Source organism: Kitasatospora sp. NPDC127035 (assembly GCF_042726075.1).
Classification (GTDB): Bacteria; Actinomycetota; Actinomycetes; order Streptomycetales; family Streptomycetaceae; genus Kitasatospora.
This window is the reverse complement of sequence record NZ_JBHXDN010000017.1, coordinates 77211-103523: the sequence shown is the minus strand read 5'-3', so window position 1 is coordinate 103523 and position 26313 is coordinate 77211. Positions and strand designations below refer to the sequence as shown.

The 26313-nt window shown below is 70.4% G+C and carries 16 protein-coding genes; 8 read left to right on the top strand and 8 right to left on the bottom strand.

The window, feature by feature from the left end; all coding sequences use genetic code 11:
- The 3 genes from ACFWIC_RS14875 to ACFWIC_RS14865 are packed head-to-tail and all read right to left on the bottom strand — an operon-like array spanning window position 1 to window position 7056.
- Window positions 1–4260 carry a TIGR02680 family protein gene (locus ACFWIC_RS14875; protein ID WP_380518628.1) on the bottom strand — a complete coding sequence of 1420 codons (4260 nt, stop codon included), beginning with the start codon at window positions 4258–4260 and terminating at the stop codon, window positions 1–3.
- Window positions 4244–5527, bottom strand: a complete 1284-nt coding sequence (locus ACFWIC_RS14870; RefSeq protein ID WP_380518626.1) for a TIGR02678 family protein — start codon at window positions 5525–5527, stop codon at window positions 4244–4246. The genes ACFWIC_RS14875 and ACFWIC_RS14870 overlap by 17 nt, the downstream gene beginning before the upstream one ends.
- Window positions 5524–7056: a TIGR02677 family protein gene (locus ACFWIC_RS14865; protein WP_380518623.1), complete on the bottom strand. Its 1533-nt coding sequence runs from the start codon at window positions 7054–7056 to the stop codon at window positions 5524–5526. The genes ACFWIC_RS14870 and ACFWIC_RS14865 overlap by 4 nt, the downstream gene beginning before the upstream one ends.
- 934 nt (window positions 7057–7990) lie before the next feature.
- Between ACFWIC_RS14865 and ACFWIC_RS14860 the strand changes: the two genes are divergently transcribed.
- Together ACFWIC_RS14860 and ACFWIC_RS14855 are read left to right on the top strand one after the other, a co-directional pair.
- Complete coding sequence (locus tag ACFWIC_RS14860; protein WP_380518621.1) at window positions 7991–9895, top strand: pentapeptide repeat-containing protein; 1905 nt, start codon at window positions 7991–7993, stop codon at window positions 9893–9895.
- Between the two features lie 372 nt (window positions 9896–10267).
- The gene (locus ACFWIC_RS14855; RefSeq protein WP_380518618.1) at window positions 10268–10696 is read left to right on the top strand and encodes a hypothetical protein; all 429 of its coding nucleotides are present in this window, start codon (window positions 10268–10270) and stop codon (window positions 10694–10696) included.
- A gap of 516 nt (window positions 10697–11212) precedes the next feature.
- Here the strand turns inward: ACFWIC_RS14855 and ACFWIC_RS14850 are convergent.
- The 3 genes from ACFWIC_RS14850 to ACFWIC_RS14840 all read right to left on the bottom strand — a co-directional run bounded on the left by ACFWIC_RS14850 (window position 11213) and on the right by ACFWIC_RS14840 (window position 13943).
- Window positions 11213–11650: a universal stress protein gene (locus tag ACFWIC_RS14850; RefSeq protein WP_355400777.1), complete on the bottom strand. Its 438-nt coding sequence runs from the start codon at window positions 11648–11650 to the stop codon at window positions 11213–11215.
- Between the two features lie 89 nt (window positions 11651–11739).
- On the bottom strand, window positions 11740–12624 hold the full coding sequence (locus ACFWIC_RS14845; RefSeq protein WP_329883338.1) for a peptidase: 885 nt from the start codon (window positions 12622–12624) through the stop codon (window positions 11740–11742).
- Window positions 12625–12626: 2 nt separating this feature from the next.
- A complete protein-coding gene (locus tag ACFWIC_RS14840; RefSeq protein ID WP_329883339.1) occupies window positions 12627–13943 on the bottom strand; it encodes a VWA domain-containing protein in 1317 nt (438 codons plus the stop codon).
- Between the two features lie 288 nt (window positions 13944–14231).
- Here ACFWIC_RS14840 and ACFWIC_RS14835 point away from each other — a divergent pair, with 288 nt between their 5' ends.
- The 5 genes from ACFWIC_RS14835 to ACFWIC_RS14815 all read left to right on the top strand — a co-directional run bounded on the left by ACFWIC_RS14835 (window position 14232) and on the right by ACFWIC_RS14815 (window position 21141).
- Entirely contained in the window at window positions 14232–14744 is a 513-nt protein-coding gene (locus ACFWIC_RS14835; protein ID WP_329883340.1) for a DUF1269 domain-containing protein, read from the top strand.
- 199 nt (window positions 14745–14943) lie between these two features.
- Window positions 14944–16272 carry an FtsW/RodA/SpoVE family cell cycle protein gene (locus ACFWIC_RS14830; protein WP_329952997.1) on the top strand — a complete coding sequence of 443 codons (1329 nt, stop codon included), beginning with the start codon at window positions 14944–14946 and terminating at the stop codon, window positions 16270–16272.
- Entirely contained in the window at window positions 16272–17822 is a 1551-nt protein-coding gene (locus ACFWIC_RS14825; RefSeq protein WP_380518614.1) for a penicillin-binding transpeptidase domain-containing protein, read from the top strand. The genes ACFWIC_RS14830 and ACFWIC_RS14825 overlap by 1 nt, the downstream gene beginning before the upstream one ends.
- Window positions 17823–18107: 285 nt before the next feature.
- Window positions 18108–19607 carry an amino acid permease gene (locus ACFWIC_RS14820; RefSeq protein ID WP_329952999.1) on the top strand — a complete coding sequence of 500 codons (1500 nt, stop codon included), beginning with the start codon at window positions 18108–18110 and terminating at the stop codon, window positions 19605–19607.
- A 124-nt stretch (window positions 19608–19731) separates the two neighbouring features.
- Window positions 19732–21141, top strand: a complete 1410-nt coding sequence (locus ACFWIC_RS14815) for a glycosyltransferase 87 family protein (RefSeq protein ID WP_380518611.1) — start codon at window positions 19732–19734, stop codon at window positions 21139–21141.
- Between the two features lie 116 nt (window positions 21142–21257).
- Here the strand turns inward: ACFWIC_RS14815 and ACFWIC_RS14810 are convergent, their stop codons facing one another.
- Window positions 21258–23030, bottom strand: coding sequence for a penicillin-binding transpeptidase domain-containing protein (locus tag ACFWIC_RS14810; RefSeq protein ID WP_355400768.1), 1773 nt, complete (start codon window positions 23028–23030; stop codon window positions 21258–21260).
- Between the two features lie 179 nt (window positions 23031–23209).
- Complete coding sequence (locus ACFWIC_RS14805) at window positions 23210–24964, bottom strand: dolichyl-phosphate-mannose--protein mannosyltransferase (protein ID WP_380518684.1); 1755 nt, start codon at window positions 24962–24964, stop codon at window positions 23210–23212.
- Between the two features lie 289 nt (window positions 24965–25253).
- Here ACFWIC_RS14805 and rsmI point away from each other — a divergent pair, with 289 nt between their 5' ends.
- Window positions 25254–26120, top strand: coding sequence for a 16S rRNA (cytidine(1402)-2'-O)-methyltransferase (rsmI, locus tag ACFWIC_RS14800; RefSeq protein ID WP_329883347.1), 867 nt, complete (start codon window positions 25254–25256; stop codon window positions 26118–26120).
- Window positions 26121–26313 lie beyond the last annotated feature (193 nt).

The window sequence follows — 26313 nt, the reverse complement described above, 5'->3', positions numbered from 1 at the left end:
TCAGTCCAGGTCCGCTTCGCTGATTAGGTCGTCCGCCCGTTCGTAGAGGCCGTCATCGTCCTCGGCATCGAAGAGGTCCTCCTCGTTGTCCGGGTAGAGCTCATCCTCGTCCTGGTCGAGGTCGTCGCCGAGGTCGTCGTCCGTGCCGAAGTCCAGCGCCGCACCGCCGATGAGCGCCGGATCGACCATGACGTGACGCCGGATGCCGTCCCAGATGATAGGTGTGGTCAACACGCCTTCGGTTTGAGGATCACGGAAGAGCTGGTAGGTCGCGACGCCGGGGACCTCCTCGTAGAAGCCCCACTCGTCGTGGCTTGCCATGACGAAGTCCAAGTCGAGTTCGACGAGCAGGCCCATGCACTCGCCGCGCATTTCGGCATCGATTCCGGCGAACGCCTCATCCAGGTAGACGGGGCGGGGGGCGGTGGGTGCCGCGCCGGTGTAGTGGGCAGCGGCAGCGGCGAAGAGAGGGAGCTGCAGCATCACGGCCTTCTCTCCACCCGAGCCCTTTCCGTGCATGCCGGCGTCGATGTCGACCCACTTCTGCTGTGGTCCGGTCTTGTACTGGACGCGGATACGGCTCCAGGTCCTGTAGTCGAGAGCGGTTCGCAGATGGGCCTTCCAGTCGGTTCCGCCCTCGGCCTCGCGAGCCGTCGCGATCTGTTGGCCCAGGAATGTGATGAGGTGCTCGCGCGCGCTGTCCGGGAGAAACCGGCTCGCCTGCTTGTCCAGCGTGTCCAAGGCCTCCCGGGTCTCTCTGCCCTTTCCGGGGTCCGGCTCCCAGACCAGTCGCATGACCTGTCCGGAGGCGGTGCGGCGCAACCCGAGTAGCCGGTTCATCTCCCCAATCAGGGCCTTGGCTCCTGCCCGACGACGGCGCAGGTGGTCGCCGACCTGTCCGAGGAGGACCTCGGTGAAGAGGTCGTGCTCGCTCGCGTCGAGGAGGCGGCTGCGTTCGCGGACCTCCGTCTCAACGACCGCCAACGCCTGGGTGATGGTGTGGCTGCGGCCGTTATGGGTCAGCCGGACAGTGACCAGCCGGTTGTCGTTTCCGCTGCGGACGGTCCAGTCCTGGCCGGCGAGCTCTCGTTCGAGCTGGTGCCTGGCCTGGTCGACATCGTCGCGCGCCTGGTCGAGCGCGCCTTGGTCTCCCGGGTCGTTCGCGAGTTCGGGCAGCACGGCCCGGGCCCGAACAGCAGCGCTCGTATCGGGGCTCGGCACGGAGCCCGTGGCGGACACCAACTCCATGAAACCGAGTTGCTGGAGCCGGTCGTATTCGCCGGACCGGTCGTTCAACGACTCTTGGCGCTGTTCGACCAAGGCGATCGACTGCTCGTGTGCCGCCTTGCGACGGACGGCCTGTTCCGTCGTCCGTTCGACCATTCGGTCATTGTTCTCCTGCTGCTTCGCCGTATCCGCGAGCGCTGCCTGGGTGATGTCCAACTCGGCCAGCACAGAATCGACATCCGCACCGACCACACGCCGCCGCACGTCGTACTGCTCGCGCTTCTGGCTGGCATCCCGGATCGCCGCCTTCTGATCCTTGTCGACCACGGCCAGGTAAGTTTGACAAACGCTCAGCAGATTGTTGGCATCCTTGCACTGCTGTTCCCGGTGTGCCCATGCCTCAACCTTGCGGAACAGTTCGTCAAGGCTTGCGCGGTACTCCTGCAGTGCGTGCTGTTCGGAAGCCAGCAGGTCGAGTCGGGTGGCGGTCGCCCGTTCCCGCGCGTAGAGATCGAGGACGGCTCCGGCGTCCTCCAGCTCCCGTTTCCGCCCGGCCGCAGCAGCCTCGTCGAGTTCGCGTTGCTTGTCGTGTGCTTCGAAGACCTTCTGAGCGGTGGCCAATTCCTGCTGGCAGCTGCGTAGTGGCGCGTCAAGGTTGGCCGCATCCTCGTACTCGGAAGCGAGGTCGTTCTGACGCCCGCGAGTGGCTTCGAGCCGCTCGTCCAGATCGAGGAGCATGGCGTCCAGCTCGGCGATCTGGTCGTCGAGCACACGCAGGCGTCGCTGCCGCTCCGCCTCGCGGGCCGCGGCGCCGATGTACGCGGGTTCCGAGACGGCGGTCCGGCCGTGAGCGGGCCCGATTCGCCAGGACCCGTCGGTGGCGATCCAGTCGCCGGAAGGCAGCGGGGTGCCAGGTCGAGCGAGGGCCAGGCCGGCGAGGACGCGGGCGGTCACCTCGACGGGGACCATCGGGTTGTCGACAGGCTGCAGGACGGTCGTCAGTGAGGGGCCAGGAACCGGCGCACGGTCGGCTGGCAGAACAGTATCGAGCGTGCTGCTGTCGAGGACCGCCCCCGAGGAGGTGACCCAGGCGTCGAGGACGCCCGAGCCGAGGAGCGAGGACTCCAGCCCGGTCCTCTCCGAGTCGGTGAGGTGTGGGGCGAACTCCAAGAGTCTCCACAGCGGCGCTCCGTCGGCGGCGCCAGTACGGTCCCGGCGCCGGTGGGGCGGTGGAGCCGGGAGCGGGTCGGTCTCCTGAGCCACTCGCAGACGAGTCCGTGTGAGCGCCTTCTGATCGTTCGCGACGCGGCGACAGTCACTCTCCAGTCCGGCTGCTGCGATGGCCAGTTGCTCATAGAGGCGCTTGGCCAGGCGGGTGAGCTCCTGGGACAGGGTGGAAGCGCCGGGCAGACCGAACGTCGGTACGGCGGTGTTCAGCTCGATGAGCTCGTCGTCGGTAAGTAGGAACTCGCGGCAGCGGTCGCCCCAGTCGGACAGGCCTTCACGGAGCAGGGCGACCTGGTTGGCCGCTTCGGTTTCGTGGTCGTCCATGGCCTTCCTTGAGGTGTTACAGAGCGTCCTGCTCTTCTGGAACGCCGCGTTGGCATGGTCGAAGGCAGCCTGGGCCTTCTGGACCGATGTTGCGAGCTCCACGGCTCGTTCGAGCACGCTGGCGCGGGCCTCTACGTGGCCGAGAAGTGTGTCCTCCGCTTCCTGCGGTGTCGTGCGGATCACTGGAACGCACTGGGTGTGCGTGTCTTCGATCCGGGTTTGGGCCGCGCGGGCCGCCGACAATTCCTCGGCCTTGCCAAGCGCCGCTGCCGCCACGATGAGGTGCTGCTTCTTCCCGTCAGCGGCTGAGGCGGCCTCGGTGGCTGCAGTCTCGGCCTTCTCATGCCGCTCCTGCAGTTCGGGGAGCTTCGCCTTGGCTTCTTCGGCTTGTTCCTGCAGCCGGGAGAGGAGTTCGTGCTGTTCCATCAGGGGATTGGAGCGCAACTCCCCGAGAGCGGTCTGGAGCTTCTCGTGCCGCTCCTTGAGCTGCTGCCGTTCCCCAGTGGCCTGATCAAGTGCCTTCTTGGCCTCCGAGAGCTGGTCCGATGCCTTGTCGCGGCCACGGGTGGCCTCGTCGAGTGACTGGTCGGCTTTGACCACGTGGTCGGCCAGGCTCCGAGTCCAGCGGCGTGCATACCTGGTGTACACGGATTGGAATGCCTGCATGCCTAGGAGGTGCCGCTCCTGCTGCGCGAGGTCCTTCCGGTCGCGGCCCAACTGGTCAAAGCGGACTGCGAGGTCGTCCAGGAGCACGGTGCTGACCGGCGGGAGGCCGTTGCTGAGCATCCGGCTGAGCTTCTCGCCGTTGAAGTTCTCGCTGAGCTTGGGCTTGCGAAGGACGAGAAGTAGCTCCACCAGGGACACCAAGCTCCCGGCGCTGAATCCGAAGAGGCGTTCGGCAACTGCGGCCCGATACTCGCGACGGTCCTCGAAGACGCTCTGGGGGCCGAGCCGGGCCTCCAGCTGCTTCCGCAGATGTGGCTGCCGGTGCTCGTTGAACAGGTCGAAGTCCTGGCCGACGCGCTTCTCGGTGACGAAGAACCAGGGTTTGTGCAGCCCGCCCTTCACGGAAGTGCTGGCCCGCATGCCGATGCCGATGGTGACGTACTCGTGGCTGCCGTCCTCGGCGACACGCCCGTACTCGCACCAGCTGTATCCGACGCGCTGGGTGCGCCCGCGGTGCAAGAGGTTGTCCCGCATCGGACGGGCAGCGGAGCCGAACGGGTCCAGCCGGCGGGCGCTGAGGACCGCGTCCAGCAGGAGTGGGCTGGTGACTTCCATCACTTTCGTCTTGCCGGCCCCGTTCCGGCCGCGCAGGATCAGGCCGTGGCCGTATGAGACGAACTCCTGCTCCTCGTACTCCCAGATACCGATCAAACCCAAGCGGAGCTGCTGGAACCGCTTTCGTTCCGGCACGGGCAGTGCGCCGTCGAGAATGCGTTGCAGTGCAGCGCTCGGCGCTCCGTCAGTCGGTTCCGTCACCGTAGAGGTCTTCCGTTGTCGAAGGTTGGACAGTCGATGGCGTGCCGGGCCCGGTCCCGGCTCCGGCCTGCTCCGGGCCGAACAGCAGGAGCGCTTCTCCCTGGACGCGGGCACCACGCCCGGTGGGATCGCGGTACCGGGCAGCACTGGCACGGACCCGGACACCGTCATCGTGGGGGTCCACGAGGCCGAATTGGACCAGCACAGGCAGTGCGTACCGGAGTGTGGTGGCGGCATCGACGGGCCTACCTTCGATCTTCGCCACGACGCGGCTGATCTTCGTAGCCACCAGATCGGCCAGTTCGAGGAGACGGTCGTTCCGGACCATGAAGCTCGTTCCGGTAGTCACGTTCGCCTCACCGGCGAGCAGATCGGCCAGCGCGAGGGCGGCGACGGACGCCGCGCTCGCGGCAGGGAACTCCAGGTCGGAGAAGTCCTGGTCCACAATGGCCACGCCATCGGCGCGAACTTCCACGCGGGTGTCCAGACTCAGGCGGAGATCGGCAACGAGCTCGTCCCGATGCTCGGCGAGGTAAGCCCGCTGGGCGACTGGAAGGTCCTCGACGTACACGACGGGATGGTCGACGAGCCGACGCATGACGGCCTGCCGCAGTTCGCCGTCAGTGGGTCCGCGACCTGCGAGATCACCGTCCTGCACATGCAGCAGGGCGTCCGGCCCCTCTGCCAGGCTGGGCGGCACCGGGCAGGCTATCGCGAAGGCGGCCGTGCGATGGTCTATGTCGTAGAGGGCGTTGCCTCCGCCGGTAACGTATGCCTGTTCGTGATCCGCCGTGATCCCAGCATCCCGGGTGGGCACCAGGACGCCGTCCTCCGTGAGGCGGCGAATTGCGGCGACTAGGTCGCGGCGTTCGCGGGTCATAGTGGCGTCGAACCGGCGGATCGAACTGCTCGCCGTGGTGAGCGCAGTGACACGGTCGGCGAGCTCGGTGATGACGGTCTGCTGCCCGCAATCCACCAGTACGGCCAGGACTGTGCAGTAGAGGGTGCACTGCCGCGCTGTCGGAATCGAGGGATCGGGGAATCGGCCGGGGTCCTCGGGGACCTTCAGCAGCCGAACGCGGTCTCGTTCCACCAGCAGTGGCCAGCCCAGCCGGTGGTCGAACCAGGTCCGTAGCTCCTCCTCATGCACACGGGCCTGATCGATCAGCCGTCCGCGCCGGCCCCGCCGTCGGAGGGTCGGATTCCGCAGCAGTGCGCGGATCACTTCACGACGCTCGTGGCCGTCCTGTCCAACCCAGTCGCTCATCTTCTGCCCCGCCCGTTCAACGACAGAGTTAGCTGGAAATCCTTCGTGCTCAGCCGCCCGCCGCGAAGCCCCACTCCTGCCCCGGTACGTTCGGTCGGCGCGATACCCAGAGTGACCAGAAGTCGCCCGTCCGGTGTCCGGGCACGTCGAGTTCCCCCAGTGCTCTCACGCACGGACAGCGCCAAGGACAGACAAGCGAGGAAGACCTCGGCCTCAGAGCTGTCGAGCTGGCCCAGTTCCGACAACCGGATCGGCCCTCTGGCGGCAAGCGACCTCTCGGCGGCCTCCACGGTCGCGTGCTCCTGCTGCTGCCGGGCCGCTAGAAGGCTCTTCGCACGCCGCGGGTTGCGGATTCGGGGCAACGGCCCGGAGTTCGCTCGCGGCCCCCTGGCCCGGAGCTCGGCCGAGACCGGTGCGGGATCGCTGTGCCACCAACTGGTCTCGGGCTGCAGATCGGTACCGGCCTCCGGCGCTGCGGGATGGCCGAGATGGCGAGCGGAGTAGTTCCCAAAGGCCGTGCGCCAGAGGGCGGTGGACTCGCGCACACTGCCTTCCCGGTCGAAGCGGTCAAACCAGCCGGCCAGGGCCACCAGGTCGGCCGTTCGGCTCGCCCTGCGGAACCGCTGGTCGTTGATGTGGCCAATGGTGAGGATGATGAAGTTGATCGCGTCGGAAGCTCGGTCGAGCAGCAACTCGGCAACCGGAGGCCGTTCGGTGGCGGGCACGAACCATCGGCGCAGGCCGTTCCACCTCTCACGCATCCGTTCCACCTCCCGGTCAACGGCTTCCTCATGACTCAGACCGAGGACCGGGGCGGTCTCCAGAGCGGCGAGCTCCCGGAGCCTCGACGGCAGGCCCGCCCTTTCAGCCTGTGTGATCAGCTTGGCGATCAGAGGGGAATTCTGATGCAGCACCACGGTGAACGAACGTAGGTACCGGACCACGACGTTCTTGTAGGCGATGAAGGTCTCCGGGTCACGGATCTCTTCCGAGGCCAGGGAGCCGTTGAGGCTTTGGACGAAGAGCTTCGCGTCTTCCGAAAGCCGCGCGAACCCGTTGGTCGTCGTCCGGAAAGCACCTAGTGCCGCCTCCAAGTCCTCCTCGCCAGAACGCAGGGCACGGACCAGTGTGGCAAGAGAGGTGAGGATCTCCGGCAACATCGAGGACTGCAGGGCGCCAGCATCAGCCATGTCCTGGTCGATCCGGGTCATCTCGCGGTGGACCCGCGCGCCGGCCGACGTCAGTTGGTATAGGAAGTCTCGCTGGAGATACTCCTCGGGCGTGGTGATGCGCCGGGTGTTGTGAATGCGGTCCACGTTGCCCCACCGGTACAAGTCCTCGAGCAGGCCATCGATGGAGGGCAATTGTGCCAGGAGCTCTGGTTCGACCGACAGTGCTTCCCGGACGCGCTGCACTACCTCTTTTGTGCTGAGGTGAATTCCCAGTCGAGCTTCCTCGTCCAGCAGTACATCCAGGATCACGCGGTAGAAGAGCGCCCTGTCGTGGTTCAGATAGGCGACGACCTTCATGCGCCCGCCGAACAAAAATTTCCCTGCCACCGCACCCCATCAAGATCAGTAAGCTCGGCAGCCAGCACTTGGCTGCGGCCCGGAGGATGGATCTCCTGGAGAGTACGCCGCTCGTAACCCCTGCTGAGGAAGTTTCGGTCGATTCCGGACTGATGCGGTACGGTGGCCCGTTTGTGCCTAGGGGGAAGTCTCAGAGCAACCGCACTTGCGGGGGCATGCTGGGCCGGAAGACGAGCCCCTACGTCCAGAGAAGACGGCCTGCTGCATCCGCGATGCCGCAGGCCAGGGGGCACTTGTGAATGGCGGATCCAGCACAGTTCGGAGCCGTCGCCCTGTTGTTCGGGACTGAAACCGTTGCCGAGTGCCGCGCCGCCTCGCCGAGTCCTGGCTGGCCACCCCGCAGCATGCCAATCCCGGCAGTGAGGCCCGGGGCACACAGCGCAGTCCAGGCCCGCATGCCAGATCTGCTGACCCGCTGGTAGGCCAAAATGCTCTGCGGTCGGTCGGCCCTCGCTGGCCTCGCTGTCCGTTCCCGGCCGCATGCTGCCAGCACGCCGTGCCTGGCGCCCTTCACGGACCAGCACCCCCTGAGCGCCGGCATCGGGGACTACGTGCGGTTCGTCCTCGTGCTCGCTATTCCTAGGGAAAGGAGCAGATCCACAGGGTGACCGAGAGGGCCTCGGCTCATTACCAGAGTCTCAGCCTTGGCTCCGGACTCCAGAGCTTGGGGCGCCGCTAATCGAAGAGTGCGGCACGCAAGCCGGGAACCCGAAGGCTTGCCCCAGGAACACCTTGCGCCTCTCACAACCACCCGCTAGAACATCGTCATGACCGCCGCGCCAGCCATCGCCGCTCCTGTCTGGCACCACTGCGGGGAAGGGGCGACAGTGCAGGATCCGTTGGGGTGCCTTGGCATACGCGTCGTCGATGGGCGGTGTCTCAACACTTGTCATCCGCCCAACGCGCCGCCTACCTGGGCAGCCTCTCAGCTGGCAGCGACCTTGACCTGCGTGGGACCGAAATCGACGCGGCTCTGCTGGCCGCGCTCCGCGGCGCCTGTGTGGATCCCACCTCTGGAGAGACCCGTTTCGGCCGGTCTGACTTCGCCGGGGCTACGTTCACCAACAGCGCCCAGTTCGAATCGGCTGTCTTCACGGGCGAGGCCCGCTTCGACTCAGCCTTCTTCACCGGCATGGCCATGTTCAATTCGGTGTCCTTCACCAGTGAGGCCCACTTCGAGTCGGCCACCTTCAGTGACACTGCCTGGTTCGAGTCCGCCGTGTTCACTGGCGAGGCCCGGTTCCGCTCTGCAACCTTCACCGGCGAAGCCCGGTTCCGCTCTGCATCCTTCGAGGGCGAGGCCAGCTTCGAGTCGGCCGCGTTCTCTGACACTGCTCACTTCGAGTCGGCCGTATTCACCGGCGAGACCGGGTTCCGCTCTGCGGCCTTCGCGCGTAGCGCTCGATTCGTTTCCGCTGTGTTCGCCGACGATGCTTGGTTCCGCGCTGCGGCATTCGCCGATGATGCCCACTTCGACTCGGTAACCTTCGGCGGCACGGCGTACTTCAGCTCGGCCATCTTCGCTGGTGGAGCCCACTTTGGGTCGGCCGCCTTCATTCGTAACGCTCTGTTCCAGTCAGCTACGTTCAACAGCGTAGCCGACTTTGCGGCAACTGCCTTCGCCGGTTCCGCCGGGTTCGGCTCGACGACGTTCGATGGGTTGCAGCACATAGGACCAATGACCTGTGCACGCCTGATCGAATTCGACGACGCCCGGTTCACGGGGACGCAGACCACGATTGAGGTCTCGGCCGCATCCATGACCTGCCAGCGAACCGCTTTCGAGGGTTCGGTCGTCCTACGTCTGCGATATGCGATGCTGAGCCTGGACCGGGCCACGCTGGCGGCACCCGTGGCATTGCAAACCTGGCCGATGGCTTTCGCTGGCAAAGACGGAACTGCGCTCAACGAGAGCCTCATCGCTAACAGTGGTACGTCACCCGCCGTCCGGCTTGCCTCTCTGGACGGCGTGGATGCCGCCCACCTGGTCCTCACCGACGTTGACCTGAGCAACTGCCGACTCACCGGCGCCTTCAATCTTGATCAGATTCGGATTGGCTTCGGTTGCCAATTCGCCGAACCACCAGCTGGCTGGCACCTTCGAGGTATACGCCCAGCACGGTGGTCCCGACGCAAGGTCCTGGCTGAGGAACAGCACTGGCGGGCCCAAGTCGGTGGGCCCGGAGCAGATAGGTGGCCTGCAGGGCCGCACCACCAGACGCCTGAACGCGTGCCAGGCCCCGACGACCTCGCTGGCGTGTACCAGCAACTCCGCAAGGCTTTCGAAGAGGCCGGCAACGAACCGGACGCCGCAGACTTCTACTACGGCGAGATGGAGATGCGCCGCCACGACCGCCGCCGCCCGCGAGCCGAACGTCAACTGCTCGGAGCGTACTGGCTGGCCTCCGGTTACGGGTTGCGCGCATCCCGCGCCCTCGCTTGGTTGCTCACGGCGATGGTTGCCACTTTGCTCCTGCTGATGGCCTTTGGCCTACCCAACAACACCCCTGATCCGCAGACCACTGGAAGCTATGGAGGTGGCTCCCTCCAGACCACAACGAAGACCCCAGACCCCACTCTCACCCTGCCTTGGAATCAGCGTCTCGCCGGCGCGCGAGCAGAGAAGGCCGCTCTCGTTGTCGTCAACTCCGTCGTGTTCCGCTCCAGCGGGCAGAACCTCACCCTGCCCGGAACCATCACCGAGATGGCCTCCCGCATCGGCGAACCCGTCTTGCTCGGCCTCGCGGCCCTCGCCATCCGGAGCCGAGTAAAGCGCTGAACCTGGATGCCAGCCATCCGCCGGGCCGGGAGCGGGATGAACAATCGCAGGGTGCGGTCTGCCCGATCCACCTTCATCAGGTTGACGCGCAAGGAGATGGACCCGGAGTGAGGCTAACGACCAACAGCACGTTGAAGGCGGGCGTGTTGTTGGCCATGGGGCCACCGGAAGCATGGACAGCCGAGTATGAAAGAACCGATCGTTGGGGCTTGGCAGTCGGCCCCTCGCAGTACACGCCGATCGCGCGCGTCCAACTGCCGAGAGATCGAAGTTGATCAACTGTGACTCCGCTGCTCGAACTTGCTATCGGTGAGCCGCTTCCTCCGATACGGTCTGGCCGTTGACCAGAGGGAGGGGACCCCAACTGTGCATATGCCAGACAGCTTCCTCAGCAAGGCTGGCCGTCAACGGATCCGCCAGGCCGAGGAGCGCGCCGCGAAGACATATCAGCGCAATGTCGCTGCTCAGAAGGCCTTCATCTCCCTGGCCCGGCATATCGAGGCCGAGAAGTACACCGCCCAGATCGTGACCAGGCTCAGAGCTGAGGAGCGTTGCACGAGCGGGGTGAAGGAATTCAAGCGCCGGCGCGACCTTGATGCGGCCCTGCGGAAGCACAGCAAGGCCGTACGTGATGTGACCTATGCCCGGGGGCTGCTACTCCGTGCCGAGCGCAATCCGCGGCTCGCCGTTCAGGCAGTCCAGCCTGCCAAGCCCCCTCGGACTCGTGGGCGGAGCAACCCGAGCCCGCGCCATGCGGAACCGATGTGGATCGGGTCACACTGGACCCGCTCAACAAGCTGAGAGGCCGCACGCGGAGGCTGCACACAGGCGCACGCGGGTATCGCGCCGCTAGTCAAATCGCGATCGCGGTTTAGCCTTGCCCGCCTTCTCCCCGTCGTGGGTTGGGGCCATTCCTCTGCCGAAGGGGCGCCGCCGACCTGTTTCGGTCTTTCGGAATCGCTATCCACCTCTGCCACCAGGAACTGCGAATATTGTCGCGACTATGACAAGTTGGGAAGTGATCTTTCCAGGCATGGGAGCGGCCGCGCTGGAGATGTGCATCGCTGCAGGTCATCCCTACTCGTGAACGGCCCACCCAACGGACCGGTTCCGACCGGTTCACGAAATCCCGCCCGGTGGACTCCACCGGGCGGGATTTCGCGTTGTGCGGGCGGCGCCGGCCCCGGTCGTGCGGTCAGGGTGACGCCGGACCCGGCCTGCTGAGTGCCGGTCACCCCGGGGCCGGGCGGGACGCCGGTGCCCGGCCCGGCGGCGCACCGCTGCGGACAGCCGCCGCGCGGCACGGCTCGCCGGCGGTCACTCCTTCACGACGACCACGGTGCAGCGCGCGTGGTGGACGCAGTAGTGGCTGGTGGTGCCGAGCGGGGCGCCGGGCGGTGCGGTGCGGCCGCGGCTGCCGAGGACGAGCACGGCGGCGCCCTCGGCGGCGGCGGTCAGGGCGGGGCCCGGCGGGCCGGCCTTGAGGTGGCGCAGGACGGCCGGGGCGGTGGGGGAGAGGGCGGCGGAGAGGGACTCGTCGAGGATCCGGGCGGCGCGGCGCTCGGACTCGAACCCGTCCAGCGCGGGCGGGACCAGACCGTGCTCGTCCTGCCGCAGGGGGAACTCCCAGACGGTGACCGCCTCCAGCGGGCCGCCGGTGAAGCCCGCCAGCCGGGCGGCCCAGCGGACGGCGGCAAGGGAGAGCCGGGAGCCGTCCACGCCGACCACGATCCTGCCGTCCGGTCGCGGGGTCATGGTCCGAGCGTAGGACGGCCCGGAGGGGACGGCGAGACGGCCGAGGGCCGGCCGAGCGGGTGCTCGGCCGGCCCTCGGGGCGGGGTCGGTCAGGGCTGGCCGGAGCCGGCGTACGGGCCCGGCTGCGGTGCGCCGGACTGCGGCGGCACCGAGCCGTAGCGGGCCGGGCGACGGCCGCGCGGGTGCCGGGTGAGGGTGTAGCCGGCGACACCGGCCAGAGCGGCGAGGATGCCGCCGGCCAGGGTCCAGAACCAGCGGCTGTTCCAGCCGGAGAACCAGCCGGTGTACCAGTGGTCCTCGGGCTCCTCGGGCGCCGCCGCCTTGACGGTCGCGGCGCCGCCGCCGGCCGGCGGGACCAGCGGGGCCTTGAGCTCGCCGCCCTCGGGCTGGGCGTTGTCGGCGTCGCCCTTGGCCGCCACGTGCAGCTTGACCGAGGCGGCCAGGCCGAGGTCGGGCTGCGGGGCGTCGGCGACCGAGAGCCGCACGTAGTAGGTGCCGGGCAGCGGGTCGCCGGACCAGGGCTCGGCCCAGGAGCGGACCTCGCGCAGGGTGCAGCTCAGCGCGAGCGAGGCGGTGGCCTGCTCGGCGGTCGAGACCTGGGTGCCGGCGGTGCAGGACTGGCGGCGGCGCAGCCCGTCGAACACCTCGACGCTCCAGGTCTGCGGGCCGTGCCGGTCCGCGGACGGGGGCAGGGTGACCGACAGGCCGACCGTCGGGGTCTGGCCCTCGGAGGCGCCGAACGCCCAGTACAGGTAGTCGCCGGTGGAGGCGGCGACGGCGGCGTCCTGGCCGGGGGCCAGGTTGACGGCGGTCAGGAAGGAGGTGCCGGCCTTGTTGGCCGGGGCCGGGGTGCCGCTCGCGCTCGGGGAGGGCGAGGCGGCGGAGGCGGCCGGGGCCGCGAGGGTGAGTGCGGGGAGCAGGGCCAGCGCGGCCACCGCGCCGCGCAGGGAGGCGCGGATCGTCGAGTGGGTCATGGTCAGTTCTCCTGCCAGACAGCGATCCGCCAGCGGGCGATCCAACCGAACAACAGGCCGGTCAGCAGGCCGGCCAGGGTGAGCACGAGCAGCAGGATCCAGCCGCGGCCGAGGCCCATCGCGGGGCCGTCCGGGGAGGGCGAGGCGGCGGTCAGGTCGACCGTCAGCTCCAGCGGCAGGCCGGGGTCGGCCGCGATGCCGGGCTGTGCGGCCAGCGAGTTGGAGATCACCAGGCAGACGGTGGTCTCCGGCTTGCCGCTCGCCGAGGCGGACGGGGTCGCGGTGGCGTAGCCCTTGGAGTCGTCGGTGGACCAGCGCAGGCCGGTGGAGATCACGTCGGTCCGGCCGCTTCCGGCGTCGGTGCCGCGGACCAGCTCCTGGCCGGTGGTGCTGGTGGCCTGGAGCAGGACCCCGTAGTCGCGGGCCACCGGGCGGTCCAGGGCGACGCTGACGGAGGCGCGCAGCTCCTGGCCGGCCTTGACCGGGACGCGGTAGGTGCGGTGCTCGGAGAACTTCTCGCGGTCGCTGTAGACGCCGGGGGCGAGGACCGGCGCCGACTCGCACTTGTCGGTGCCGGTGGTCTTCACCGGGGCCACCGTGTAGGTGTCGTTGGAGCGGTCGACGAGTTGCTTCACCTTCTCGGTGAGCTGCTCCTGGGTGCGTACGTCGGTGTAGGTGCCGCCGGTGGCGTTGGCGATGCAGAGCAGCTGCTGACGGGTCTTGTCGTCGTGGGCCAGGCCGAGCGTGTCGATCACCAGGTGGATGCCCTGGGCGGCGAGTTCGCGGGCGACGTCGCACGGGTCGGGCGGGGCGCAGGAGTCCTCGCCGTCGGTGATCAGCACCACCCGGCGGGTGGTCTCGCCCTTGCCGAGGTCCTCGGCCGCGCCGCGCAGGGCCAGGCCGATCGGGGTCCAGCCGGTGGGCCGCAGGGTGGCGACGGCCGTCTTGGCCTCGGTCTTGTTGGTCTTGCCGACGGGGAAGAGCTGCTTGGTGTCCAGGCAGCCCTGCGCCTTGTCGTTGCCGGGGTAGTTGGCGCCGAGGGTGCGGATGCCGAAGTCGGTTTCGGCGGGCAGGGCGTCGATCACCTCGTTCAGCGACTGCTGGGCCACCGCGATGCGGCTCTTGCCCTGGATGTCGGCTTCCCGCATGGAGCCGCTGACATCCAGGACGAGGTCGACCCGGGGTGCTTCCTTGCCGGCGGAGCCGGCTGATGGTTCGTCGGCATGGGCGGGCAGGCCACTGAGCAGCGCCCCGCCCGTTATCGCCAGGGCGGCCAGCAGGCTGCCGAGCCTGGCCTTCGGTCGTCGTCCGGTAGTCACCCGTCGATCCTAGGGATCATCAGTTCCCCGTGGCCAACACGGTCCGGTGCGCGAACCGCCGGACACCGGCGCGAACTCGTGGGCGCCGGTGGGGGATCGGGGCGGGGGCGCCCGGTCGTGCGCCGGTCGCACGGATACCGGGCGGGCTTGGCGGGCAATCCGGGACACACCGGACGGATGAACCGATAAATATGGATAGCGCTCGTTAGGGTGACGAGCGGGCCGCGGGGGCCGCCGCACCGGCGCCCGGGCCCGGCCGGAACGTCCGACTGAGGGAAGGACCCGCACGTGAGCAACCTCTTCGCGATCGCCTATCCGGATCTGGCCACCGCCAAGGCGGTGCGCAACGCGGCGGTCGGGCTGCAGACGCAGAAGCTGATCGAGCTGGAGGACGCGGTCGTCGTCGAGCGCCGCGAGGACGGCAGGATCAAGCTGCACCAACAGGTGAGCACCACCGGGGCGGGCGCCGCGTCGGGCGCGCTCTGGGGCGGGGTGATCGGTCTGCTGTTCTTCATGCCGTTCCTCGGCGCGGCCGTCGGCGGCGCGGCCGGTGCCGCGGTCGGGGCCTCCACCGACATCGGGGTGGACGACGACTTCATGCGCCAGGTCGGCGAGCACCTCCAGCCGGGCACCGCCGCGGTGTTCCTGCTGGTCCGCAAGGCGACCGCGGACAAGGTCGTGCCCGAGCTGGCCCAGTACGGCGGGAAGATCATCCAGACCTCGCTCTCGTCGGCCGCCGAGGCCGAGCTGAAGGCGACCGTCGAGGCCGCCCGGGCGAACGCCGCACCGGCTCCCGCCTGAGCCCTCGGCGCACGGGGCCGGCCGGCCCCCACCTGACCAGCCGCTCACGTCGGGGCGGACGGGCCCGCCGCCCGTCCGCCCCGATCGTCACCTCCCGGCGGTCCGGAGCCCGGGACCCGGGCGTCCCGCGCCGGGCCGACCCGCAGCAGGAACTCCCGCAGATCGACACCCAGGACGGTCCGTGGCGACACCCTCCGCCGTGACGACAACCGCCCGCCGGCCGCGCCGGACGGTGCGGACCCGGCGCAACACCGAACTCGCGCTGGTCCTGGCCGCGGTGCTGACCGCCGTCCTCGGGTACGCCGAAGTCGGCCTCAACATCGACGGCACGGTGCCCGCCGACGCGGGCGAGTACGGGGCCGCGCTCGGCGTGCTCGCCCTGCTGGCGCACGCCGCGGTCCGCTGGAAGGCGCCGTACGCGGATCCGCTCCCGCTGCCGATCGGGGTGCTGCTGAACGGCATCGGACTGGTCGTCATCTACCGGCTGGACCGTTCCACCCCGGGTGACGCGGCGCCCACCCAGCTGCTCTGGTCCACGCTCGGGGTGGGCCTGTTCATCCTGGTGCTGTTCCTGCTGCGGGACCACAAGCGGCTTCAGCGCTACGCGTACATCGGGGCGCTGGCGGCGCTCGTCCTGCTGGTGCTGCCGATCTTCTTCCCCCCGGTGTACGGCTCGCGGATCTGGATCACCCTGGGGCCGCTCTCCTTCCAGCCGGGCGAGTTCGCGAAGATCCTGCTGGCGGTCTTCTTCGCCGCCTACCTGGCGGTGCACCGGGACGCGCTGGCGCTCACCGGGCGGCGGGTCTGGCGGTTCCAGTTACCGCGCGGACGGGTGCTCGCGCCGGTCCTGGTGATCTGGGCGGCGTTCGTCGGCGTGCTGGTGCTGGAGACCGACCTCGGCACCTCGCTGCTCTTCTTCGGCCTCTTCGTGGTGATGCTGTACGTGGCGACCGCGCGGACCGGCTGGATCGCCATCGGGCTCTTCCTGGCGGGGATCGCCGCGGTCGGGGTGGGCCTGCTCTCGCCCCACGTGCACAGCCGGGTCAACGACTGGCTGGACCCGCTCGGATCGATCGCCGCCGGGCGGGGGGCCAACCAGATCGCCCAGTCGCTGTTCGCCTTCGCCTGGGGCGGGGAGCTCGGTGCCGGGCTGGGCAACGGCCACTCGGCGCTGATCGGCTTCGCCGCCAAGTCCGACTTCATCCTCGCGACCATCGGCGAGGAACTCGGGCTGACCGGGCTGGTCGCGCTCTTCCTGCTCTACGCGCTGCTGGTCTCGCGCGGGTTCCGGACCGGGATCGCGCTGCGGGACCCGTTCGGGAGGCTGCTGGCGATCGGGCTGGCGGCGATCGTCGGCCTCCAGGTGTTCGTGGTGGCGGGCGGGGTGCTCGACCTGATCCCGCTGACCGGGATGACCCTGCCGTTCGTCGCCCAGGGCGGCTCCTCGGTCGTCACCAACTGGATCATCGTCGCGCTGCTGGTGCGGATGAGCGACATCGCCCGGCGGCCCGCCCCCGGGGAGGCCTGATGGCGCGCGACCGCGCCGGCGGCGGGGGGCCCGCCGGCGACCGGCCGGGGGGAGGACGGCCGGGGGACGGGCCGCAGGGCCTGCCGGGGATCTCCGTCACCGGCCGCCGGGCCGGCACGTTCTGCCTGCTGCTGATCGTGGTGCTCTGCGCCCAGGCCACCAGGGTGCAGGTGTTCCGGGCCGGGGAACTGAACCACAACAGCGCCAACCAGCGGCTCACCATCGAGCGCTACTCCCAGCCGCGCGGCGACATCCGCGTCGGCGCCGACACCGTCACCGGTTCCGAGCCCACCGGCGGGCGCTACGACTACAAGCGCACCTACACCGACGGTCCGCTGTACGCGGCGGTCACCGGCTACTCCTCGCAGACCTACGGCAACACCCAGCTGGAGGGGACCGAGGACGAGCTGCTCTCCGGCACCGACCTCCGGCTGGCGAGCTGGGCGGTCTGGGACGCGGTGGCGCGCCGGCAGAACCCCGGCGGGGACGTCCACACCACCGTCGACCGGGCCGCCCAGCAGGCCGCGATGCGGGGGCTGGGCCGGCAGAAGGGCGCGGTCGCCGCGATCGAGCCCGCCACCGGGCGGATCCTGGCGCTGGCCTCCACGCCGTCGTACGACCCGGGGAGCTTCGCCGGCACCTCGGCCGACGACCAGGAGGCCTGGAACCGACTGCAGGCCGACGCCGACCAGCCGATGCTCAACCGGGCGCTGCGGCAGACCTACCCGCCCGGCTCGACGTTCAAGGTGGTGACCGCGGCCGCGGCGCTGGAGAGCGGCGTGGTCACCGACATCGACGCGCCCACCGACGCGCCCTTCCCGTACGTCATGCCGGGCACCACCACGCCGCTGGTCAACGACACCCGGGCCTGCGACGAGCCCGGGCAGTCGCTGGACGCGGCGATGGTCCGCAGCTGCAACAGCGTGCTGGGCCACCTCGGTGTGCAGGTCGGGCTGGAGCGGATGACGGCGATGGCGGAGGCCTTCGGCTTCAACGACGCCGGGCTGGACACCCCGGTGCGGGCGGCCCGCTCGAACTTCGACACCCGGATGAACGCGTCGCAGCTGGCGCTCTCCTCGATCGGCCAGTTCGACACCGCCGCCACCCCGCTGGTGATGGCGATGGTCGCCGCGGGGGTGGCCAACAACGGCACCGTGATGAGTCCCCAGCTCGTCGAGAAGCTGACGAAGAGCGACGGCACCGCCGTCCAGCTGATGAAGCCGTCCGTGTACCGGCAGGCGATGAGCCCGGGAACGGCCGGGCAGGTGCAGCGGCTGATGACGGACGTGGTGGAGAACGGCACCGGACGGAACGCCCGGATCGACGGCGCGGTGGTCGGCGGCAAGACCGGCACCGCCCAGCACGGGCCGGACAACAGCGGGACGCCGTACGCCTGGTTCGTCTCCTGGGCCAAGCCGGCCGGTTCCGGCGGGGTACCGCCGGTGGCGGTCGCCGTGGTGATCGCGGACAGTGACGCCACGGACGTCACGGGTGGCGGGCTCGCGGCGCCGGTCGCCCGCGCGGTGATGCAGGCGGTGCTCGCCGGATGAGGCCCTCACCTCCCCGTGTCGGCCCCGCGTCCACCGGGTTGACCTGCTGCTTTATCTGCTCGATGGCAGATCCGCCGTTTGCGAAGTGTCCGGTTTGTGTAGGTGGATGCGACGGTTCGTACAATGCGCGCCGCGGGACTGTTCGTTTGCGACACTGGTGCTTTCGCGCGGTCCTGTCCCATCTTTGTTCGGTTGGTCCCCGATGGCACCCCACGGCGCGTCGAGTGACCGGCCGCTAGGACACCCTCCCTGGGACACCCTCCCTCGCCTAGAAGGACCCTCGTTTTGGCCAGCAACACCCTCGGCGCGCGCCTCATGAGGCGCAAGCCCGTCTCCACCCTGATCGCCGAGAGCGAAGGCCGCGACGGCCCGCCCGCCGGTGCGCCCGAGGAGGGCGGACGCTCCGGCATCCACCTGCGACGCTCGATCGGGCTCTGGCAGCTGTCCGCCATCGGCATCGGCGCCACCATCGGCACCGGCATCTTCTTCGTGCTCAGCACGGCGGTGCCCTCGGCCGGCCCGGCCGTGATCCTCTCCTTCGTGATCGCCGCCGTCACCGCCGGCCTCACCGCGCTCTGCTACGCCGAGATGGCCTCCGCCATCCCGGTCTCCGGGTCCTCCTACTCGTACGCCTACGCCACCCTCGGCGAGGGCGTCGCGTTCGGCGTCGGCATCTGCCTGCTGATGGAGTACGGGGTCTCGGCCTCCGCGATCGCGGTCAGCTGGGCCGAGTACCTGAACAAGTTCTTCGACCTGGCCTTCGGGTTCCAGATCCCGGAGGCGCTCTCCGGCGCGCCCGGGAACGGGCACTGGTTCAACCTGCCCGCGCTGCTGCTGGTCGCCATGGTGTGCTTCCTGCTGATCCGCGGCGTCAGCGAGTCGGTGAAGGTCAACGCGGCCATGGTGGGCATCAAGATCCTCATCCTGCTGCTCTTCATCGGCGTCGCGCTGACCGGCTTCCACTCCGGCAACCTGACCCCGTTCATGCCGCTGGGCATCGGCGGCGTGCAGGTCGCGGCCTCCAGCATCTTCTTCTCCTTCATCGGGCTGGACGCCGTGTCCACCGCCGGTGAGGAGGTCAAGAACCCGCGCCGCACCCTGCCGATGGCGATCATCATCTCGCTGGTCGTGGTCACCGTCCTGTACATCCTGGTGGCCGTCGCCGGCATCGGTGCCCAGCCCTGGGAGAAGTTCGACGGCCAGGAGGCCGGCCTCGCCCAGATCCTCCAGGACATCACCGGCCAGAGCTGGCCCGCGATGGTCTTCGCGTTCGGCGCGATCATCTCGATCTTCTCGATCACCCTCGTGGTGATCTACGGCCAGACCCGCATCCTGTACTCGATGGGCCGCGACGGGATGCTCCCCAAGCGCTTCGCCCAGCTCTCGCCGCGGACCGGCACCCCGGTCTGGAACACCATCGTGGTCGGTATCGGCGTCGGTGCGCTGGCCGCCTTCATCCCGCTCAACGTCCTGGCCGACATCACCAGCCTCGGCACCCTGATCGCCTTCTCGGTGGTCTCGATCGGCGTGATCATCCTGCGCCGCACCCAGCCCGACCTGCCGCGCGGTTTCCGGGTGCCCGGCTACCCGGTCGTCCCGCTGATCAGCATCGGCTTCTGCGTCTACCTGATCACCGGCCTGCACGCGGACACCTTCCGGGCCGGTGCGATCGCCCTGGTCGTCGCGGTCGTCGTGTACTTCGGCTACAGCATCAAGCACTCCAAGCTGGAGCGGGCCGGGCGGCCGGCCGGTCCGGGGCAGCCGACCGACACGAACGCCGGCTGAGTCCCTTGAGCAGAGAACCGGGCCGTCCGGGGGTTCCGTCCCCCGGACGGCCCCGTTCGCACCTGCGGATACTCGCGGCGCAGACATGGCGACAGGGCGCAGCCCCCGGCCCTAACCTTCCACCATGGTGAGCACCCGCACGCCCGGCTACTCCCGCCCGCGCGGCCGCTTCACCGGTCGGGGCGGGACCCCGGACCCGCCCGGCCCCGACGTCCCCCCGGCCAGACCCGCCCGGCTGCGGGGCCGTCCGCCCCGTCGTCCGTTCCCCCACCAGCGCGGCGAGAGCGGTCCGCCGGTCCCGCTCGATCGGCTGAATCCGGCCCGGCTCGCCGGGCACCGGGGCGTCCAACTGCTCGGCTGTCTGGTCGCGGCCGGCTGGGCCGCCGCCTTCCCGGTCGTCTCCGACCTGCCCAACCAGAGGCTCTGGGGCGCCGTCGCCGCCCCCTCCTACCTCCTCGCCGGGCTGTTCTGCCTGGCCCTCCCGCGCCGCGTCGCCGCCCGGAGCGCAGCCGCGGTCGCCCTGCTCGGCGCCGTCCTGGTGCCGCTGGCCGTGCTCGGCCTCCAGGGCCGCCACCAGTCCGAGGTGATGGTGGTCGAACGCTCGGCGCACCTGCTGTTCACCACCGGCAGCCCGTACCTGCCGGACCCGGTGACGGTCACCGACTACAACCCGTACCTGCCGGGGATGGCGGTGTTCGGGGTGCCGCGCGCGGTGCTCGGCGACGGCAACGCGGTGGCGCGGCTGGCCGGGGACGCCCGGATCTGGTTCGCGCTGGCCTTCGTGGCCTGCCTGGTGGCGGGCTGGCGGCTGCTGCGGCCGTCCCGGGACCGTGCGCCGCTGCTGCCGCTGACCGTGCTCACCGCCTCGCCGCTGATCGCCCTGGCGCTGGTCGGCGGCGGCGTGGACCTGCCGTTGATCGGGCTCTGCTGCCTGGCCATGGCCCTGGCCGAGCGTGACCGCACCGTCCCCGCCGGACTGGTGCTGGCGCTCGCCGGCACCCTCAAGTGGACCGTCTGGCCGGCGCTGCCGGTGGCCGTCCTGCTGCTCTGGCGGCTCTACGGGCGGCGGCCGGCCGGCAAGGCCGGGCTCACCGCCCTCGGCGCCGGCCTGGTCGTCATGGCCCCGATCGCGCTGGTCCGGGCGGACGCGCTGCGCGAGCAGGTGGTGCGGTTCCCGCTCGGGCTGACCGCGATCCAGACACCGGCGGGCAGCCCGCTGCCCGGCAAGGTGCTGGCCGGGTTCGGGCCGACCGGGCACACCGCCTCGCTGGTCCTGCTGACGGTGGGCGGGCTCGGTGTGGCGATCTGGCTGCTGGCCCGTCCGCCGGTCTCCGCGATCGCCGCCGCCGACCTGCTGGCCGCCGGGCTGGCGATCGCGTTCATGCTGGCCCCGGCCGGACGGTTCGGGTACCTGGCGCTGCCGGTGGTGCTCATGATCTGGCCCCGGCTGGCGGCCCGGCGGTGGACCGCCCGGCCGCCCCGCCCGGTCGGCTGCCTGCTGGCCCGGCCGGAACCCGCCCTCCCGGGGCGCTGAGACGCCGGAGCCCCGGGGCCGGTCGGGCCTCCGGGGCGCGGGCGGGACGGGCGGGTCCGGGGAGGGCGGGTGCGGAGCGGCTGCGGTGCGGCTGCGGTGCGGCTGCGGTGCGCGGCTCAGCGGTTGCCGGCCGCCTTGATGACGGAGGCGACGGCCGGTCCGGCCGCGTCCACACCGTGACCGCCGCCCTCGACCTCGGCGGCGACGGCGATGTTGCCCCGGAAGGCGGTGAACCAGCTGTTGGTGGTGGTGATGCCGGTCGCCTCGGCGGAGCCGGTCTTGGCACCGGCGTTGTCCGAGATCCCGGCCATCACGTCCTTGGCGGTGCCGTCCTTGGCGGTGGCCGCCATCATGGCCTTCAGCTTCGCGGCGGCGTCGGGGGAGAGGTCGCGCGCGGCCTTCTGCTGCGGCAGCTCGGCGACCAGGATCGGCTGCTTGAACGTGCCGCTCTGCACGGTGGCGGCCACCGAGGCGATGGCCAGCGGGTTCATCTGGACCTTGCCCTGGCCGATCGACTGCATGGCCTGCTCGTCCTTGTTGGTGCCGGCGTCCGGCACCTGGGCGTCACTGCTGCGCAGGCCGGTCTGCCAGTTCAGGCCGAGGCCGAAGACGTCCTTGGCGGTGGTGGTCAGCGCACCCGGCTTGAGGCTGGCCAGGCCCTGGTCGATGAAGGCGGTGTTGCAGGAGATCATGAAGTCCTGCTGGAGGGTGTTGTTCGGGTACACCTCCTTGAACGAGTTCGGGATCGCCTGCGGGTTGCTGCTCTTCGCCGGGCAGGCCACCACGGTGTCCGGGTTGACCCCGGCCTCCAGCAGCGCGGCCGAGGTGACGATCTTCATCGTGGAACCCGGGGCGAGCTGACCCTGGAAGGCCCGGTTCTGACCGGTCACGGGCGCGTTGGCGAAGGCCAGGATCTGGCCGGTGCTCGGCTCGATGGCGATGATCGAGCCCTTCTTGCCCCCGAGGTCGGTCATCGCCTTCTCGGCCGCCGCCTGCAGGGTGGCGTCGACGGTCAGCTTGAACGGCTTGGCGGGCTTGGGCTCGACGATGGTGAACAGCCGGTCCACGGCGCTGTTCGGGTCGGCGGGGTTGGTGATCACCACGCCGCTGCCCGCGTCGCTCTGGTCCTTGTTCTGCTCCGCGAGGAGCTTCTGGACCTTCGTCTGCGCCTCGGTGACCAGCGACGCGGTGATCGAGGGGCTGTTCAGCGCCTTGTTGTTGCGGTCCACGACGTTGCCGGGCGGGGCGAGGACCGGCTGGGTGGCGATCACCTCGCCGGGGGCCAGGTGCGGGTGCAGGACCGTCGGCGCCCAGTGCACGGCCGGGGTGTCGTCGCTCATCTTCACGACGTTGAGGAAGCCGTTGTAGTCCCAGACCCGGTTGGTGCCCTCGAACTCGGCGCGGGCCTTGAAGCCCATCAGCACGCCGGTCGGCCCGGGCGTCGCCGCCGCCGACGGCGTGTCGGTGGCGGCGGCGGTCGGCGCGGCCGTGCCGGAGGCGGCGGGGGCCGACGGCTTCGCCGGAGAGGGGGTGCCGGTCGCCGAGGCGAAGGCCGCCGGGGTGGCCGGGCCGGCCGGCGCGAGGGTCAGCCCGCTCGGCTTCACCTGGTCCCGGAAGGCGGTCAGCGCCGTGGTCGCGGTCGCCGGGTCGTCGGTCAGCGAGGCCGCCTTGGCGAGGTCGCCCGCCGCCCAGGCCGCCAGGAAGTCCTTGGCGCCGGCCGCCGCCTGCTCGGCGCTCGGGGGCTCGGCGACCACCGTGCGCGGCTTCTTGGCGGGTGCCTCGTCCGAGTCGCCCGAGCCGCCGACGAGGCTGTACGCCCCGTAGCCGCCCGCCGCCAGCATGGCGACGGCCACGCCGGTGATGATGCCGGTCTTCGCGCCACTGCGCATGGTGCTGCTCCCCCAAGGGTCGGGCGATCGGGCCGCAGCCGGAGGTGGCCGGATGCGCGTTCGGTGCCCAGCCTAGGCAGCCGAACTCCGTGCGCCGACGAAACGCCCGGGTCTTGTGACGGATCTGGTACGTGTCGCACACCGCTCCGGTACCCTCCCCGCCCCGCGCCCGGGGTCCGTCAGATCCAGCTGTTGAACCACATCCGCTGTCGCCAGTCGTCCATCGGAATCGTCTCGCCCGTATACAGGGGGTAGAAGAAGAGAAAGTTCCACATGATCAGCAGGACGAGCAGACCGGCACCGGCCGAGCCGATGATCCGGCGGTCCCGGGAGGCTCCCGCGGGCCCGATCATCGCACCGATCAGCATGGTCACCGCGAGCACCAGGAACGGCACGAAGCAGACCGCGTAGAACAGGAAGATGGTCCGCTGCTGGTAGACGAACCAGGGGAGGTAGCCGGCCGCCAGGCCGCAGAGCACGGCGCCGGCCCGCCAGTCGCGGCGGACCGCCCAGCGCCAGAGGCAGTAGACCAGGGCGACGGCGCCGGTCCACCAGAGCAGCGGGGTGCCGATGCCCAGCACCTCGCGGGCGCACTCGCTGACCGTGCACCCGGCCTGGCCCTGCTTCGGCGACTCGTAGAAGAACGAGACCGGCCGGCCCACCACCAGCCAGCTCCACGGGTTCGACTGGTAGGTGTGCGGGTCGCTCAGGTGGGTGTGGAAGTCGTAGACCGTCGAGTGGTAGTGCCAGAGCGCGCGCAGGCCCTCCGGGATCCAGGGGAAGTCGGTGGACCGGCCGACCGCCCAGTCCCGCCCGTAGCCGCCCTGGTTGGGGACGGTGCTGCTGGCGAACCAGCCCCACCAGGAGGTGATGTAGACGACCACCGAGGTGCCCACGATCGAGACGAAGGCGGGCACCGCGTCGCGCACCAGCGTCCACAGGTACGGGCGGCTCGCGCCGGCCAGCCGGCGCGAGCCCACGTCCCACAGCACCGTCAGCAGGCCGAAGGCCGCCGCCACGTACAGGCCGCTCCACTTGGTCGCGCAGGTCAGGCCCACACAGACGCCGGCCGCGATCCGGTACGGGCGCCAGCCCAGGTTGAGCCGGTGGGCGAGCCCCGTGTCCGGGCCGTCGCCGATCCGGGCGGCGATCCGGGCCCTGGTGCGGTCGCGGTCCAGCAGCAGGCAGCCGAAGGCGGCGAGGATCCAGAACATCACCACCAGGTCCAGCAGGGCGGACCGGCTGAGCACGAAGTGCAGGCCGTCCACCGCGAGCAGCAGCCCGGCCACGCAGCCCAGCAGGGTGGAGCGGAAGAGCCGGCGGGCGATCCGGGCCACCATCAGCACCGAGAGGGTGCCGAGCAGGGCCACCGCGAACCGCCAGCCGAAGGGGTTCATCCCGAACAGCTGCTCGCCGGCCCCGATGATCCACTTGCCGACCGGCGGATGCACCACGTATGAGGGGTTCGACTGGTACGGGACCCCGGCGCCCGCCATGATCTTGTCGTTGGCGCCCTCCGGCCAGCTGATCTCGTAGCCGCCGTGCCAGAGCGCGTAGGCGTCCTTGGCGTAGTACGTCTCGTCGAAGATGATCGCGTTCGGCTGCCCGAGGCCGGTGAACCGGAGCAGTCCGGCGAACAGGGCCACCGCGAGCGGGCCGAGCCAGCCCGCCCAGCGACAGAGCCAGGACCAGAGCGGCGCCGGCAGGGATATGCCCAGGCGGAGCAGGAGCGGCGAAGGGGGGACCCGCTTCGGCGTCACGCCCCGGCCGTCGGGCATCGGCGGCGCCAGGCGCTCGGCCTGCGGGGCCTTGAGCGCCGGGGTGTAGCCGAACCGGGCGAGACCGCGCAGCCAGGCCGGGCGCGGTTCCCGGGCGCCGTCGGCCTCGGCGTCGCCGGCGGTGCTCGTGACGGTGCTCGTGCCGGTGCCGGCCAACGGCTCGGGGCCCTCGGCGTGGCCCCGAACGCGGTCGGAGACGGGGCCGGGGCCGGGGTCGTCCCCCGGGGCGGCCTCGCGCGGACCCGGCAGGGCGGACGACGGCTGGTCCGTCAGGACCGGCACGCCGACGTCACCTCGCGGGGTGTGGTCTGTACCAGTAGGCGTCTGGGCCGCCGTGTCGCCATTCACCAGCCACATGGTAGGGGTGTGCCGTGAGCGTGGGACGGCTCCCTCCGAAGCTGCCCGAATCGTCACCAAAAGCGCCCGGGCGCCGGTTGCTGGAAGGATGGGGTCCGTGACAGGAGTACTCGTTCTCGCAGGCACCCCCATCGGCGACGTCTCTGACGCCCCTCCCCGGCTGCTCACCGAGCTGGCCACCGCGGACGTGATCGCCGCCGAGGACACCCGGCGGTTGCGCCGGCTCACCCAGGCGCTCGGGGTGACCACGGCCGGGCGGGTCGTCTCCTACTTCGAGGGCAACGAGGTCGGCCGCACCCCCGAGCTGGTCGAGGCGCTGCTCGGCGGCGCCCGCGTGCTGCTGGTCACCGACGCCGGGATGCCGTCGGTGTCCGACCCCGGCTACCGGCTGGTCGCCGCCGCGGTCACCGCCGACATCAAGGTCACCGCTGTGCCCGGGCCGTCCGCCGTGCTCACCGCGCTGGCGCTGTCCGGCCTGCCGGTGGACCGCTTCACCTTCGAGGGCTTCCTGCCCCGCAAGACCGGGGACCGGGCCCGGCAGCTCGCCACCGTCGCCGCCGAGCCGCGCACGATGGTCTTCTTCGAGGCCCCGCACCGGATCGCCGAGGCGCTGGCCGCGATGGCCGAGGCGTTCGGGGCCGACCGGCCCGCGGCCGTCTGCCGCGAGCTGACCAAGACCTACGAGGAGGTCAAGCGCGGGCCGATCGGCGAGCTGGCGGCCTGGGCGGCCGAGGGCGTGCGGGGGGAGATCACCGTGGTGGTGGCCGGCGCCCCGCCGGCCGCGCCGCAGGAGCTGACCCCGGCCGAGCTGGCCCGGCTGGTGGCCGTCCGGGAGGAGGCCGGCGAGCGGCGCAAGGAGGCGATCGCGGCGGTCGCGGCCGAGCTGGCGCTGCCCAAGCGGGACGTGTTCGACGCCGTGGTGGCGGCGAAGAACGCGGCGGCGGCCGGGGCCTGAACCAGGAGCCTGGTTCAGGGGCTTGGTTCGGGGGCTTGGTTCAGGGGTTGAGCCGGGGCCCGGGTCGGGGCCGGGGCGGTGCGCCGCGGCGGGCCGGGCCCCCGCGCCGCCCCCGCCCTCCCCCCCCGGGGGGCCGGGGGACGGGCCCGCGCCGACCAAGGAGCTGTGTAATATACACAAAAACCATCCCACC